Source organism: Nostoc sp. PA-18-2419, assembly GCF_005869855.1.
Taxonomy (GTDB): Bacteria; Cyanobacteriota; Cyanobacteriia; order Cyanobacteriales; family Nostocaceae; genus Nostoc.
In genome coordinates this window covers 40,987-56,445 of sequence record NZ_SZNH01000018.1, presented here as the reverse complement: position 1 = coordinate 56,445, position 15,459 = coordinate 40,987, and the positions used below count along the sequence as shown (strand labels likewise).

Below are 15,459 nucleotides of genomic sequence, written 5' to 3'. Positions count from 1 at the left end.
GCAGAGAATCGTGACCATGTGCAATAATTACTGAAAAAAATGTCTTCAATGTCAGTTATCAGCAGCTAATCTTGAAGGAGCATGATATTTCTCTCTCCTAGCTCCATCCGCAAATCGGGATTCTACAATTGTAATTATTCTAAGTCTTTGATGGTCACAGACATAAGGCATCACTCGCTGGTGGGGCGATCGCTTTCTATAATAGGCGATTATTGAGTAGACTACATAATAATATGTGAGCCTATGTAGTGGTTTTAGAGTTTATTGGAGATAAAAAATGAATATATTTGGTATCGGTCTGCCGGAAATGGCTGTAATTATGGTAGTAGCGCTGTTAATCTTTGGGCCGAAGAAGTTACCTGAGATTGGCCGGAGTGTAGGCAAAACAATTCGCAGTTTTCAAGAAGCTTCTAAGGAGTTTCAAACCGAGTTTCAAAAAGAAGCTGAACAGTTAGAAGAAACGGTGAAAACTACTGCTGAATTGGAACCTAAGCAAATTGAGCCTGCTAAATCACAGCAGGATACTGCTAGTTCTTCCCAAGTTGGTTAGGAGAAAATACTAATTTTGGGTTTTAGGTCGCACCAAAGGTGCGCTGACAGCGCAACGCCATTTAGATTATTTTACAGTTGAGAGCAACGTCTCGTGGAAATCTAAAAGACGCTGGTTTCGACGTTACGCTACCGCCAATCTAAAACACTAAGCTATCTATACCTTGTGGTCTGTTTCAATCCAAAAGACACTCACAGACTAGGCGTGAACTAGCTATCGCAAATCTAAAATCTAAAATTGATTGACTGTAGCAAAATGACACAAGCTGTTACACAACCTGCTTTGGTGATTCCCCAGCTAATTGTTGGGTTGGGGAATCCAGAAAGCAAGTACGACCAAACACGCCATAATATCGGCTTTGCTGCTATGGAAGCTCTCTCTAGTGCTTGGCGCATTTCTCTAGCGGAAAATCGCAAGTTTCAAGGAGAGTATGGCGAGGGTATGGCGCCAAGTGGAGGGAAAATTCGCTTGCTCAAGCCGTTGACTTATATGAATCGTTCCGGACAAGCCATACAAGCAGTGACAAGTTGGTATAAATTACCACCGGAATCGGTACTGATAATTTATGATGATATGGATTTGCCTTTGGGAAAAACTCGTCTGCGCTTATCTGGTTCGGCTGGGGGACATAATGGAATGAAAAGTGCGATCGCACATTTAAATACTCAAAATTTTCCCCGGTTGCGAATCGGTATTGGTAAACCCAAAGATGCAGCTAATAATGATGATTCAGATACTATCTCCCATGTGCTGGGGCGATTTTCCGCTAGTGAAAATCAGCTGATGTCTCTTGTACTTCAGTTTGTGGTTGAATGTGTAGAACTAAGCCTCAAGCAGGGAGTAGAAAAGGCGATGAATCTTTGTAATAGCCGCACCATTAATTAGTGCTGAGTGCCCAGTACCCACTGCTGAGTTAGGAGTTAACAGTTGGGATTTATTCTCCCGCATCTGGCTCATCTTACCCATCTTTCTATCTTCTAGGGCGCTTATTTTGGTTGATGGACAGCGATTTTAGCTTGCTCCATCCAACCAAAATAAATATCCTACACACTCTGTGTATAGGTAAACTGACTCATTTACACCCTCCGGGTGCGGCACATCTTGGTTAATTTTTGTAAGAATAATGGCGATTGCATCGTTGCCTATCGTAGGTTATTACCCCAAGCAACGTCATTACTAAAGCAAATAAGTTTATTTAAAACGTCTTTTGCGTCTAGCTGCCACTGCCTTACGTTTACGTTTTTCTAACGGTGTTTCAAAGTGCCGATGATACTTTACGTCAGCCAATATGCCAGCTTTAGAAACCTGGCGTTTAAACCGGCGTAAAGCTGAGTCTATTCCTTCATTCTCTCCTAGAACAACCTGGGTCATTCTTGCCTTGTCCTCATAATCAATAGTTTCCATTGTAATAGTAGCCTCAACCTTAGTAAAACCCCCCGAACAAAGCCATGATTGGGAGGTTATTCGCCTGGTTGAGATTAGTTATGTGTGCTTCTAGCTTCTGCAAATCGGTAGTTGGCTACAAATTTCATATTAGTGCTTTGATGCTCCTCAGCTTTAATTAACAAGAGCAGAAAATGATTATGTTAAATTTTCCTGACTCTGCTATTTTTAAAAGTTGATTCTGCTCTGATTGAATCAATTTATCGCTGAGTGTTAATGCAGTGAAAGCAACCAATAAATTCCATAAGCTATTCGAGCTAAAAATGACTTCATCACTCAAGAAAACTAGTAAGCTGTTCCACATTTAACTTACATAATTAGAGCGGGCAAGATGCCCACTCCACAAGAGTTATATAAATTTTCGAGGCTGAACTTAATTTTAATCCGAATTATACTAGAGTTTTTAAATTACTACTAAATAGTACGTATATTTATTTTCCTATACTTAAATAAATATACGTAAGTAAATCCTGGCTCTCTGGAGATGTTGGCGTAAGTAAAGCTGATTACAGAAAGTACTGCTTGCCAGGGTGCGATCGAGGTGCTTTAATAGCGATCGCGTTCCCCAAAAGGTTCCTGCTTGGAGAATACATCTAAAACACCCAGTGAAGCGACATTAGACATCACCGTTGGTGTTTATAAAATTACAGACTCAAAACATTTAATCAAAGGTTATGACAAGCTAGTAGCATATCCTTGACACTAAATTCTCCCAAACAGCTAAATAGGAGCATATATGGAGCCAATCATTGCTATAGTCTTAGCCCTTATAGGTTATGCCTTAGGTTCTGCAAAACTGATTAATCAAGGTAATGAAGCCTTAGTGGAACGCTTGGGGCGGTATCATCGAAAACTTAAGCCAGGACTAAATTTTATTGTTCCCTTGGTGGATCAAATTGTCATGGAAGATACCACGCGAGAGCAGTATCTCGACATTAAACCCCAGAATGTGATCACTCAAGATAATGTTGACGTAGAAGTAGATGCGATTGTATACTGGCGGATTATAAATATTGAAAAAAGCTTTTACGCTATTGAAGATCTTCAAGGAGCATTGACACAGTTGGCCACAACAACGCTGCGGGAAATCATTGCCCAAAATACCCTTGAGCAGACCAATGTTTCCAGAGCGGAGATGGACAGAGCTATCTTAGACCAGTTGAATGAAATAACCGCAGATTGGGGAGTGCAGATTCTGCGCTTAGATCTTCAAAGTATTACTCTACCTGAGAGCGTACGCAAGTCCAGAGAAGATCAGCAAGCTGCTGAAATCAGAAAACGGGCACTGATTACTGAAGCAGAAGGACAGAAGGAAGCTGCCATTCGCAAAGCAGAAGGAACTATGACTTCAGTTGAGATTATTGCTAAAGCCTTACGTTCCAATCCAGAAAGCAAAGAAATTCTGCGGTATCTCGTGGCTCAAGATTACGTCAAGGCTAGCCAACAACTTGGAGAAAGCAATAATGCCAAAATTGTCTTTGTAGACCCAGCCAACTCCACTGAAATGTTTCAGGAATTGATTGGTGAGTCGGTGACTCATGAAAATAGCAGCAAAAAGTCTGAAAACGGTGCTACTTAAGAATCGCACAGTGCGGTTTGTCGGAATATTGCATCGGCTACCAGGGAAACATCTCGCATTTCTTGGACATCGTGAACTCGCAGGATATCAGCGCCATTCGCGATAGCAGCACAACAAGCTGCTGCTGTTCCCCAAACTCGTGCTTTGGGATCTGGTTGATTGAGAATCCGACCAATGAAACTTTTACGAGATGCTCCTACTAAAATAGGACAGTTAAGTGCTGTGAGCAATCGCAATTGTTGAAAAATTTTTAAATTTTGCTGATAATTTTTCGCAAAACCAATCCCAGGATCGATAATCACCTTATCCCGGTCAACGCCAACAGCAGTTGCGGCCGCTATTTGCTTTTGCAAAAAACTAAAAATTTCTGCCATCAAATCCTGATAATCTGTCATCTGTTGCATCGTTTGTGCTGTTCCTCGGATGTGCATTAAAATAATTGGCACACCTAAACTGGCCGCTGTTGGCAACATTTCCCAGTCAAAGCTACCGCCAGAAATATCATTAATCATATCCGCTCCAGCTTCTACAGAGGCTCTTGCTACCGCAGCACGGGTAGTATCTACAGAAATCGGTACTGAAATTTCTCCTCTGAGTACCTGTAACACCGATAGCACCCGGTCAAGTTCCTCTTGGAGAGTTATTTGTTTTGCTCCTGGTCGAGTTGATTGACCACCCACATCGATAATGTCAGCACCAGCAGCCACCAATGCTTGTGCCTGGACTAAAGCCGCAGAGGTCGTGTTAAACTTACCTCCATCGCTAAAGCTATCAGGTGTCACATTCAAAATGCCCATCAAATAAGTCCGCTGTCCCCACTCGAAACAGCGTCCTCGAATTATCAAGTTACTTGACATAAAAAGAAGTCAGAATTCAAAAGTCAGAATTCAGAATACTTCATAATATAAACTCAAAAATTGAAGTTAAGGCTTGCGGCGTATTAGCCATTCCCATGCACAGAGCATGGGAACGAAAAAAGACACATCAGACTAATTTATAATTGACAATCCGAGCGAAACTTTCAGGGTCGAGACTTGCTCCTCCCACTAAAACGCCGTCAATTTCTGGTTGAGCCATGATTTCATCAATATTATTCGGCTTGACTGAGCCACCATATTGAATTGATACATTTGGATTACTCAATTCGCTACGAATTAAGCCAATTATTCGATTAGCTTCGACAGCTTCACAAGTATCACCAGTCCCAATTGCCCAAATGGGTTCATAGGCTATCACCAAATTTTCTTGATCGATATCTACCAAACCTTTGTCGAGTTGGAGAGTAATGAATGATTCAGTTTCTCCGTTATCTCGTTGTTGTTTAGTTTCACCAACACAGAGAATTGGGGTCAAACCAAACCTTTGAGCTGTTCTTAGGCGCAGGTTAACAGTGGCGTCTGTTTCACCAAAGTATTGTCGGCGTTCGCTATGACCGACAATTACAAAACGCGCGCCAATTTCTGTGAGCATTGGGGCAGAAATTTCACCCGTGTAGGCTCCAAATTCATCCCAATGCACATTTTGCGCCCCCAGTTGCACCCGACTACCATGTAAATTTCTAGACAAAACGCTGAGGTCAGTGAAAGGAGGGCACAATAGCACTTCACGTTCTTCAGGCGTTTCTTGTAGGTAGGGCAAAAATCCTCGTAAAAAGTCTTCGGACTCTGCCTGGGTTTTGTACATTTTCCAGTTACCGGCAATAACTATTTTTCGCACAGGTAATTTAGTCAAGATCCTAACGCTACTAGATGCATTTTTCACTGTACTACTTTTTCGCACACTCCTCGTCCCTCAAGGATTGAAACTAGCTCTGGTTATTACTCAACTACAATAAATTTAAAATCCTTAGCAACAGTTAACTCAAATGGGCAAGCTAGTACTGCCAATTCTTCAGGGTAAGCAGATAGGACAAGTAATAGTTACCCTCACTCTCACAAATCGAATCCACCGAGTTCTCGCTGGGCAAGGCTTTATTTCTTTGGAGTAAGTGCGCTTTTGTACGCTGGATGATGTTTTAGTTGATACAGGTGCAACATTACTATGTTTACCTGCTAGCGTTATTAGTCAACTAGGTTTAGTTTAAGGTGGAGAAGCTCAGGTAGAAACTGTGGCTGGAGTACAGGAACGGCGAATTTTTCGAGATGTTGAATTAAGTATTGGAGAAAGGCAAGGAACTTTTGATTGTTTGGAACTTACACAAGTACCCTATCCGTTTTTGGGTGTGACCCCAATGGGAGTTTTAGGGTTAGAACCAGACCTTAAAAATCGAAAATTGTGTGTTTTGCAGATGAATTAGCAGTCAAAGACAACCTTTTAATGAAAAAGCTTTTATTTATTTGTAGTCAAAATAGGTTGCGAAGTCCTACCGCCGAAGCTGTGTTTTCTGAATATCAAGGATTTGAAACGGACTCGGCTGGTTTAGATCGCTACGCAGAAGTACCAGTTTCAACAGAGGCACTCGCCTGGGCTGATATTGTCTTTGTTATGGAAAAATCGCATAAAAACAAGCTATCAAAAAATTTTCAGCACTGCCTTAGAGATAAAAAGATTATCTGTTTAGATATACCAGATGAATATGAGTATATGGAACCAGCTTTAATTGAATTGTTAAAACAGAAGGTGCTACCTTTATTAAAAATTAAACAATAAGCATCAGTAATGCTTTTAATTCATAACGTCAAATCTATTGAATAAATAAAGCAAATATAGAAATTCATCTGCTGACAATCAGATTTTTGGGTTATTCTACTACCCAGTAATTAAAAATTACCAGTTATCAGTTACCAATGTTTTCTGATAACTGTTGACTGTTTACAGGTTTAATATGGTAATCTCTAATTTTTATTTTCAAATAAACATAGTAATGCTATGTCCCTAGCTCATTTATGGAGTTTGTTGCAGGATTAATAAGGTATTATATACCTCCCGTTTTAAGTTATTGTTATTTTGTAGTTCTATAGTAATTTTGTTGAAACGATCAATGCTCAGACCATTATCTTCGACAATTTTTTGAGAACGGGTACAGTAATTGACTGCAATATCTTGAGCTTTTCTGGGAAGACCATTGATGCTGTTAGAATCATTACAAACAATCTTGGGAATTTCTCCACTGCCAATAAGTTTTTTAATTTCTTCAAACGCATTTTGACGCGCTGGTTCCATTGCTAGCACCGCTTGGGCATAGCTTTTAATTTCTGTATTGTTAACTGGTGGAGTTTGACCATAAGCTTTTAAACTTGATGAAAAACCGTTGGAAATCAAACCCACAGTGGCTACAAAACCGAAAAAGAATGATTGGGAAAGGATTCGCTTTCGGTTAGATTGAGAAAAGAAATAAGAAATTTTCTTCATAGTTTATGTAATACAGAACTACATCAGGCATCTTACTAACAACTTTGAATTATTTTTGGAGTAGGAAGTTCCAGTAATTGCCCAATATATCAAGCTTTTATATTTATTGTGAACTTCCTCGACATATTTGACAAAGTTCAATTACTTTAGTTTGGAGTGCTGACATTTCTGATACTCCTTGTTTGATGCTGACTTCTAACTCCAATAGTAGGGGTAAGCAAGAGATTAACTGCTCTAAAGAAAGGAGCTTGATTTCTTGCTGTAAAAAGTAGATGCGTTTAGGATTACCGATATCAGCAGCTTGAGCGATCGCTTGTTGATTTCGCTCACCACTTTCCATCATAATCTTTACCCATAGCCAGGTGCGAAATTGTCCGATTAATGTAGATACTATCCGTAATCCTGGCTCAGAAGCATTGATGAGATCGGCTAACGTAATCAAAGCTTTTGCTGTGTCTCCTGTTCTAATTGCTGCTGCTAATTGTAAACTATTTTGGGTAGTATTTCTTACTAACTTACTAACTATATCTACGTCTAAAGGTTTATGACTACCTTGGGCATATAAACGCAATTTTTCCATCTCATTATAGAGAAGTCGTGTATCATTTCCTACAGACTGAGCCAACAACTCAGCAGTTTTCACCGTCAGTTTCACGCCCAGAGTTTGAGCAGCTTGGTTAACAGATTGCACCAGCAATTCTGTTTTCCAAGGAGGAATAAGTGGAAATTCTCGAAACTCGGTAGCAAATTGTTTTAATAGTTTTGTAGATTTGAGTCGTTCATCCGGCTTGTTACGGCTGGTAAGCAATAAAAAAGAGTTTTCGGGAATCACTGGTAGCGATCGCCCCAATTCTGCTAATACATTCTCTGGACAGTGCTGGCAAATAGTAGTGTTAATCAGCCACACCAAGCGCCCACCAGTGCCAAAAGTTGGTGTCATCACCTGATTTAACGACTCAATAGCAACATCAGCTCGCTCCGGTGGAAATGAAGTGTAGTTAAAACTAATCCATTGGGGATCGAGGACCCGATCGCGCAGCATAGCGATCGCTTTTTCCATAGCAAAATCATCCTCACCCCAATAAACGTAGATTGGCATAGAGTTACCTCCTAATGCGGGCATCAGGCAAACAGGGAGGGTGGGAAGATGGGGGTGTAGGAGGATGGGGAAGAAATCTTTTCCCCCACACTCTTCACCTCCCCACCTCCCCACACCCCGATCGTTACATTAAAAAACTAAATACTTTTGAGATCATTCTGTTAATCTGGATAATTTTCCCTAAAATCTATCAAGTGAGAGCGTGAGGCTATGAAGATTGGACGACAACTATCAAACTTACTTAAATCGGTTAGCACGGCTAACACTGCCAGAAGCCTACAGATCCCAAGCCCAGCATATCCAGGAATCTTCTAAATTTCAGGCAAATTCTGGGGTGAGACAAGCAGTACCCTTTCCTGGCTATACCTTGATGACTCCGCCTGCGGAAGAAGAATCAGAAAACTCTGCTTTCTATGCCAAATTACAGATTTACCAACAGGAACTTTTACAGTTACCTGTAAACCGTGACTTAATCGTGCCGGTACCTCCAGCTAGCTTCCATCTGACTTTAGCTGATTTAATTTGGGATAATGCTTATCTTGACGCCTGCGAAAAAAATCCGAAATTTGATAACGAGTTACGCTCTTGTTTAGCCCAAATATTTCAGCAATATCAACAATTGATGACAAGGAATCATCCTATTCAATGGCAAATGCTGGGATTGATACTGATGCCAAGAGCTGTAGCTGTTTGTTTAGTACCCGAGAATGAACGCTGCTATGAGGAAATTATTCAATTTCGCCGAACAATTTATCAAAACCCGAAGTTAATTGCTTTGGGTATTGAGCAGCACTATCACTTTACAGCGCATATTACATTAGCCTATTTTGGGGAAATTCCATCTGACTTAGACCGCACAAGCTTCAGCACGATGTTTTCTGAGTTAAATCAACAATGGTTGTTGAGTTTGCCACAATTTTCGCTTGATCGCGTCGAGTTGCGTAAGTTTGACGACATGACACGTTACTATCGCGAACCAGACTGGCCAGTTTTAGATTTTTGACCTGAGATAAGTATTTTACGACAACTAAACTTGTCTTGAAAATAAGGTATTGAGCATCGGGGAGCCACTGCCTTAGGCGGGTGTACCGACAGCCAAGCAAGTGGCATGATTGGGCATTGTAAAAAAGTTTTTTAGTAGTGGGGCAAGGCTAAAATAGTGCATTAGCTTGACTCTTGTGGGATGTGCGTCTCGCCCGTCCGAGGCGGGCAAAATGCCCACCCCACAAGAAATTTTATTGCAACATTTAAGGCTTGCCACGCCAGTAGGGTGCGTTATGCCAAAGGCTAACGCACCATTTTATTTAATTTTTAGTATTTAATGGTAGTGAGTGAAGACTAGCATCAAATACTACTTATTAAGAATGGAATCAGCGTGGCTTTTAATTTTTCAAATCTCTGTTTGAGGTTTGTTAATGAACCTCTGAGCTTTATTAATGCCCATAGTGACCAATACACTTGGGATAAGCCTTTTATTTTCACCCTACCTAAGAACAGCCTCCCCTGCTCAAAAACAGCCTAGCTCAGCAGAGAAATTTCCACAAAGCCAAGCGTATTGCAAAGTGACCGATCGCAAAATCAGCTGCGGCGATCGCGCTCAGCAATGCAATACTGTATTATTACTTTCTAAAAATCCAGGCTAAACATCGCACTTTTGAGAGAAATCCTTTGTTTTATTAAATASAAGGCTGGGATGATACAACCWGAAAATCAAAAGAGTATCACCTACACACGCGTTATCCACTTAAGTCATGTCATTGACTTGGATATTCCTCAATGGCCTGGCGATCCCCCAGTAGAATTTGAAACTGTAGCTGAATTGAACAATGATGGCTATTACCTGCGGCGTTTTTCCTTGGGGGAACATAGCGCTACCCATATCAATGCTCCTAATAGCTTTTATAGTCATAGTATCGGAATAGACCAATACCCAGCCCAGTCTTTGGTCGTACCCGCAGTAGTCATAGATATCCGTGAAGCTGTCAAAGTTAATTTTGATTATGCCCTGACAATCGCGGATGTTCTAGCTTGGGAAGAACAATACGGTGAGATTGCTTCTGGCTGCGTAGTTATACTTAATACTGGTTGGCAAAAGAAGTGGTTTGATAAAAATGCATTCTTCAATCAGGATGCTGAAGGAATTAGCCATTTTCCAGGATTTGGCAGTGATGCCACCCAATTTTTACTTGAGCAACGGCAAATAGCTGGGGTAGGAATTGATACTCATGGTGTAGACCCAGGACAGGATAGTAGCTTTGCTACTAACCGCTTAGTGTTAGAACAACCGCGCATTGTGCTAGAAAATCTCACCAATTTGGATCAGCTGCCACCATTAGGTACTACTCTAGCGATCGCAATTCTGAGATTACGTGGTGGTTCTGGTTGTCCTGTGGGGGTTTTGGCATTCGTCCCTTAATGTTTCTCTGTGTTCTTTAAAGTTCTGATGGGGCGTTGCAGAATAGAAATATGAATTAGAGCGATCGCGATGAAATGTCCAAGATGTGAATCAGATCACATTCGTAATAATGGACGGCAGCGTGGTAAACAAAATTACATATGTGTAAACTGTAAACATCAGTTCATCGAATCTTATGACCAGAAAGGATACACAGAAGATATTAAAAGTGAGTGGTTAGAAATGTACGTTAATCAATCTGGTTTCCGCGCCATAGAAAGAGTTAAAAAAGTCCAGACGCTCGCGGACTCGCTAACGCTTCCCTATCATACTACTGTTATAAATTGTGTGAAGCAAATGGGTAGTATTCTACCAGATACACCTTACAGAAGTGAAATTCCAGAAGTTACTCTTATTTGATGAACGTGAAACCTTTGTTGGCTCAAAAAAAACAAAATTTGGTTGTGGACAGCAGTAAATCAGAGGGTTGTGGGAATTATAGCTTGGGTTTTGGGTGATAGAAGTTCACAAACTTTTAAATATTTGTGGAGAACTATTAAGTATTGGCAATCTTATTTTTATGTAACAGACGGCTATACTGTATATCCTTGTTTTATTAGTAATGAAGACCACATTGTTAGTAAGACATATATGACAAGAGTAGAAGGTGAAAATAGCCGTTTAAGGCATTATCTTGCTCGACTACATCGTAAAAATTTTTGTTACTCTAAAACAGAATAAATGCTGAGACACTTAATTCAGTTAGTAATATATTATCTTAAGTATGGCTCAGTGGCACTGCGGGCGCTATGCGCCCACAAGCTTGAAGCGATCACATGATTCATATTTTGGTTCAGCAACGCCTAGTTTTTACATTGTTATAGATGTATAGCTTGTTAACTCAGTACTGCCGAGTGATTTTCTCATGGGTTAGTCTAGACTTGACGATAACCTAGAAAGTAAGCAAACTTAGTACACAAGTTCCACTGGATTATCGGTCGGAGGTTTTTGTGATTGTAACTCCGCTATCTTGCCGCAATTACATAGACGGTCAATGGTTGACTGCTGTAGGGGAAGTAACTCTTGAAAGCCGCAACCCTGCTGACAGAACCGAACTTGTTGCTACATTTCCCCGTTCCCAAGCCAAGGATGTAGATATAGCGGTAGCTGCCGCCCGCAAAGCCTACCACAGTTGGCGCCAAGTCCCAGCCCCAGCAAGGGCAGAATACATTTTTCGTGTTGGGGAAATATTACTCAAACACAAAGAAGAACTTGCCCAGTTAATTAGTCGAGAAATGGGTAAACCCCTGACAGAAGCTAGGGGAGATGTGCAAGAAGGTATTGACTGCGCCTTTTACAGTGCTGGTGAAGGGCGGCGACTTTTTGGGCAAACCACACCCTCGGAAATGCCGAATAAATTCGCCATGACGGTGCGAATGCCCATAGGTGTGTGCGCCTTAATTACCCCGTGGAATTTTCCGGTGGCAATTCCTTGCTGGAAAGCTATGCCAGCATTGGTTTGTGGCAATACAGTTATCCTCAAACCTGCGGAAGATACCTCTGCGTGTGCAACTAAATTAATTGAAATTTTCCAACAAGCAGGTTTACCGCCAGGAGTAATTAACTTGGTGCACGGTGTAGGAGAAGAGGCGGGGAAAGCTTTAGTCGAACATGACGATGTTGATTTGGTATCGTTTACTGGTTCTTCCCAAACCGGCGCTTTTGTGGGCGCGACTTGCGGACGCACTCACAAGCGTGTCTGTTTGGAAATGGGCGGCAAAAACGCTCAAGTAGTAATGGAAGATGCGGATTTAGAACTAGCTTTAGATGGTGCAGTCTGGGGTGCTTTTGGCACAACCGGTCAACGGTGTACGGCTACCAGTCGCCTGATTTTGCATCGGGACATCAAAGAAAAATTTACTGCTATGCTTTATGAGCGTGCTAGTAAGTTACGCTTGGGTGCTGGCAATGACCCCGATACAGATATCGGGCCGATAATCAATGAAAAGCAACTCCAACAGGTAAGCAAGTATTTAGAAATTGCCCGTGAGGAAGGAGCAAAGGTTTTAATTGGCGGGGAAATCGCATCTAATGGCAAATTAAAAAATGGTTACTTTTTTCAACCGACTATTTTGGATGATGTAACTCCCGATATGCGCGTTGCTTGTGAAGAGATATTCGGCCCGGTGGTGGCATTGATTGAGGTGAGTTCTTTTGAAGAAGCGATCGCCATTCTCAATGATACCAATTACGGTCTTTCCTCTTCAGTTTATACCCGCGATATCAACCGCGCTTTTACTGCCATGCGCGACATCGAAGCAGGTATCACTTATATTAATGGCCCTACCATTGGTGCAGAAGTACACTTACCTTTCGGCGGTGTGAAACAAACCGGCAACGGACACCGGGAAGCTGGCACCACTGCTTTAGATGTATTTACAGAATGGAAAAGTGTTTATGTTGATTTTTCAGGAAATTTGCAACGCGCCCAAATAGATAACCGAGGTAATTCGTAATTGGGCATGGGGAGATAAGGAGATGGGGAAGAATAATTCCTCAGTCATCAGTCATTAGTCAACTGTCAGCACCTCTCAAGGGCATTGGTTATTAGCGAACAGAGGACTGAGTTTATTTATTGAGGCATAATAACAATTTTATTCTTTGTTTGGGACAAGCCTATTCATACGTGGGGTAACTAATTGCTCCACGGTTAAATTAGCAGTAATAATTCTAAAAAACTATGTTAAGTATTCCTGTTAACTTAAATTTACCTCAAACACCGCGCCTAGTAACGAAGTTACCTGGGACTCGCGCTCAAGCAATTATACAACGCGATCGCGCCGTCAATTCTCCATCTTATACCCGCGATTATCCTTTAGTTGTGGCTCGCGGCGAAGGCTGTATGGTGGAAGATGTCGATGGCAATGTATTTCTGGATATGACCGCAGGTATTGCCGTTACCGCCACCGGACACGCCCACCCACAAGTTGTCAAGGCCATTCAAGAACAGTCGGCGCGTTTGCTGCACATGTCGGGGACGGATTTTTATTATGAACCGATGGTAGAATTAGCAGAAAAATTGGCAATTCGCGCTCCCTTTCCCCAACCAGAGAATAACGCTGGTTTTCCCGCCAAAGTATTTTTTACCAATTCTGGAGCAGAGTCTAATGAAGGAGCGATTAAACTAGCTCGATATTACACCAAGCGATCGCTAATCGTCGCATTTTTAGGTGCATTTCACGGACGTACATACGGCGCAATGTCTTTAACTGGTTCCAAAGCAGTGCAGCGAGCCAGTTTTGGCCCTTTAGTTCCAGGGATAACTCATATCCCTTATGGCACTCACGCTAGCTTAGATTACTTAGAAAAACAGCTATTTACCACAACTTTACCACCGCAAGAAGTAGCGGCGATTGTAGTCGAACCGATTCAAGGAGAAGGTGGGTATATCGTCCCAGAGAATGGTTTTTTAAAACGGATTCGCGAAATATGCGATCACCACGGTATCTTGATGGTAGTAGATGAAGTGCAAGCAGGGATGGGGCGGACAGGTCGCTTATTTGCGATCGAGCATTGGAGAGTAATGCCTGATATTATTACTACTGCCAAAGGTATCGCCAGCGGCCTACCTTTAGGAGCGATACTTGCTAGACCAGAGTTAATGACTTGGCCTCCTGGTTCACACGCTACCACATTCGGCGGTAATCCTGTAGCTTGTGCTGCCGGTATTGCCACCCTGGAACTGCTAGAAAGTGGTTTAATGACCAACGCTACTCAAATGGGAGAATTCTTACAAATTGGTCTTACCCAGCTGCATCAAAAATTTTCCAGAGTATCGCCGCCACGAGGTAAAGGTTTAATGGTTGCGGTGGACTTATTAGATGAAGCAGGTAATCTGGATTATAAATTGCGCGATCGTATTATCCAAGAATCCTTCTTACGAGGTTTATTGTTGCTAGGTTGTGGTAAAGCTGCAATTCGTTTTTGTCCCCCTCTAGTTATCGACAGCGAACAAATTCAAATCGCTCTCCAGATTCTCTCAGATATACTCTAACCTCAGACAAAAACTCTTTGTGCCTCTGCGCCTGTGCGTGAAAAAATCATTCATCCACATCAAAATTATGAAACCCGAAATAGCCCTTCATCTGTGGAAATTACTCTGGCAAGAATACAGCACCAGAGTAAATCATGCCCGTACCTACCAGCAGATGATTACTGCTGCGGGTGGGAATGTCGCTAATGACCACATTGCTTTTCGGTCTTTGCGTCTATTTGTAGATAGCCCACACAGGCGAGTTAACCTGGGCATTAACTACCTAGGACAAATTGCAGAAGCTTTAGGTTATGTGGCAGCTGGAGAGTATACTTTTGCTCAAACTCATCTTTATGCTCGTCATTATTATCATCCGCAGCAAGAGGAATTTAACTTACCTAAGCTATTTCTCAGCGAGTTAATTGTTGATGAATTACCTAGTAATATTGCTCAAATCATCTCCCAAACAGTATCTTCAATTCAACATCAACTTACCCCACCTGTTAATTTACTTCTAGAAAAACAAGAAAATATTGAAACCATTACCAAACAACTCCAACAAATATTTACGCGTCCTTGGCTACCTCCCCAGTATTCTGTTGTCGAACAAGTGAATCAGGTTACTCAGTATGGGGCTTGGATATTGCTGCACGGATATGCTGTCAACCATTTTACAGGCTACGTTAACGCCCAGAACACTGCAAAATATCCAGATATAGACACTACCGCTAATGGTTTGGCTAACTCGGGTGTACCGATGAAAGCAGAAATCGAAGGAAATGTTGCTTGTGGTTTGCGGCAAACGGCAACTCAAGCAGTAACGGAAATGGTAACGGTATTAGATGATAGCAGTGGTCTAGAAATTCAGATTCCTTGGACTTATGCATATTATGAAATTGCCCAGCGCTATCCAGTGGAAGTCAAACCTGGAAAGCAGGTACTTTTTGATGCTTTTTTAAGTAGTAATGCTCAGCAATTGTTTGAAATGACCCGTTTATCTAAGTAGGAC

16 protein-coding genes and 1 pseudogene are annotated in these 15,459 nt (G+C 41.6%); 12 read left to right on the top strand and 5 right to left on the bottom strand.

The window, feature by feature from the left end; all coding sequences use genetic code 11:
- Positions 1-277 precede the first annotated feature (277 nt).
- Together FCR06_RS18925 and pth are read left to right on the top strand one after the other, a co-directional pair.
- On the top strand, positions 278-550 hold the full coding sequence (locus FCR06_RS18925) for a TatA/E family twin arginine-targeting protein translocase (protein ID WP_138502406.1): 273 nt from the start codon (positions 278-280) through the stop codon (positions 548-550).
- A 255-nt stretch (positions 551-805) separates the two neighbouring features.
- A complete protein-coding gene (pth, locus tag FCR06_RS18920; protein ID WP_138502404.1) occupies positions 806-1,435 on the top strand; it encodes an aminoacyl-tRNA hydrolase in 630 nt (209 codons plus the stop codon).
- Positions 1,436-1,741: 306 nt separating this feature from the next.
- Here the strand turns inward: pth and rpsU are convergent, their stop codons facing one another.
- Positions 1,742-1,921 carry a 30S ribosomal protein S21 gene (rpsU, locus tag FCR06_RS18915; RefSeq protein ID WP_008226419.1) on the bottom strand — a complete coding sequence of 60 codons (180 nt, stop codon included), beginning with the start codon at positions 1,919-1,921 and terminating at the stop codon, positions 1,742-1,744.
- A gap of 808 nt (positions 1,922-2,729) precedes the next feature.
- On the opposite strand from rpsU, the gene FCR06_RS18910 reads away from it, so the two are divergent.
- Complete coding sequence (locus FCR06_RS18910; RefSeq protein WP_138502402.1) at positions 2,730-3,572, top strand: SPFH domain-containing protein; 843 nt, start codon at positions 2,730-2,732, stop codon at positions 3,570-3,572.
- Here the strand turns inward: FCR06_RS18910 and folP are convergent.
- Both folP and tpiA read right to left on the bottom strand, forming a co-directional pair.
- Complete coding sequence (gene folP / locus FCR06_RS18905) at positions 3,569-4,429, bottom strand: dihydropteroate synthase (RefSeq protein WP_138502400.1); 861 nt, start codon at positions 4,427-4,429, stop codon at positions 3,569-3,571. The two genes, FCR06_RS18910 and folP, sit on opposite strands and share 4 nt — an antisense overlap.
- Before the next feature lie 127 nt (positions 4,430-4,556).
- Positions 4,557-5,288: a triose-phosphate isomerase gene (gene tpiA, locus FCR06_RS18900; RefSeq protein ID WP_138502512.1), complete on the bottom strand. Its 732-nt coding sequence runs from the start codon at positions 5,286-5,288 to the stop codon at positions 4,557-4,559.
- 391 nt (positions 5,289-5,679) lie between these two features.
- On the opposite strand from tpiA, the gene FCR06_RS33625 reads away from it, so the two are divergent.
- Positions 5,680-5,868 carry a hypothetical protein gene (locus tag FCR06_RS33625; protein ID WP_223280197.1) on the top strand — a complete coding sequence of 63 codons (189 nt, stop codon included), beginning with the start codon at positions 5,680-5,682 and terminating at the stop codon, positions 5,866-5,868.
- A 20-nt stretch (positions 5,869-5,888) separates the two neighbouring features.
- The gene (locus FCR06_RS18890) at positions 5,889-6,221 is read left to right on the top strand and encodes a low molecular weight protein tyrosine phosphatase family protein (RefSeq protein ID WP_138502398.1); all 333 of its coding nucleotides are present in this window, start codon (positions 5,889-5,891) and stop codon (positions 6,219-6,221) included.
- A 234-nt stretch (positions 6,222-6,455) separates the two neighbouring features.
- Here FCR06_RS18890 and FCR06_RS18885 read toward each other — a convergent pair whose 3' ends face one another.
- Positions 6,456-6,923, bottom strand: a complete 468-nt coding sequence (locus FCR06_RS18885) for a DUF4168 domain-containing protein (protein ID WP_138502396.1) — start codon at positions 6,921-6,923, stop codon at positions 6,456-6,458.
- 103 nt (positions 6,924-7,026) lie between these two features.
- Positions 7,027-8,022, bottom strand: a complete 996-nt coding sequence (gene holA / locus FCR06_RS18880; protein WP_138502394.1) for a DNA polymerase III subunit delta — start codon at positions 8,020-8,022, stop codon at positions 7,027-7,029.
- A gap of 217 nt (positions 8,023-8,239) precedes the next feature.
- Between holA and FCR06_RS18875 the strand changes: the two genes are divergently transcribed.
- From FCR06_RS18875 to FCR06_RS18845, 7 genes and pseudogenes are all read left to right on the top strand, one after another.
- Positions 8,240-9,025, top strand: coding sequence for a DUF1868 domain-containing protein (locus tag FCR06_RS18875; RefSeq protein ID WP_138502392.1), 786 nt, complete (start codon positions 8,240-8,242; stop codon positions 9,023-9,025).
- 442 nt (positions 9,026-9,467) lie between these two features.
- A complete protein-coding gene (locus tag FCR06_RS18870) occupies positions 9,468-9,665 on the top strand; it encodes a hypothetical protein (RefSeq protein WP_223280196.1) in 198 nt (65 codons plus the stop codon).
- 50 nt (positions 9,666-9,715) lie between these two features.
- Positions 9,716-10,438 carry a cyclase family protein gene (locus tag FCR06_RS18865; protein WP_138502388.1) on the top strand — a complete coding sequence of 241 codons (723 nt, stop codon included), beginning with the start codon at positions 9,716-9,718 and terminating at the stop codon, positions 10,436-10,438.
- Between the two features lie 69 nt (positions 10,439-10,507).
- A pseudogene (locus tag FCR06_RS18860) lies at positions 10,508-11,257 on the top strand (IS1 family transposase).
- A 173-nt stretch (positions 11,258-11,430) separates the two neighbouring features.
- On the top strand, positions 11,431-12,933 hold the full coding sequence (locus tag FCR06_RS18855; RefSeq protein ID WP_138502510.1) for an aldehyde dehydrogenase family protein: 1,503 nt from the start codon (positions 11,431-11,433) through the stop codon (positions 12,931-12,933).
- 224 nt (positions 12,934-13,157) lie between these two features.
- A complete protein-coding gene (locus FCR06_RS18850) occupies positions 13,158-14,471 on the top strand; it encodes an acetyl ornithine aminotransferase family protein (protein WP_138502386.1) in 1,314 nt (437 codons plus the stop codon).
- A 67-nt stretch (positions 14,472-14,538) separates the two neighbouring features.
- Positions 14,539-15,456, top strand: a complete 918-nt coding sequence (locus FCR06_RS18845) for a DUF1338 domain-containing protein (protein ID WP_138502384.1) — start codon at positions 14,539-14,541, stop codon at positions 15,454-15,456.
- Positions 15,457-15,459: the final 3 nt, after the last annotated feature.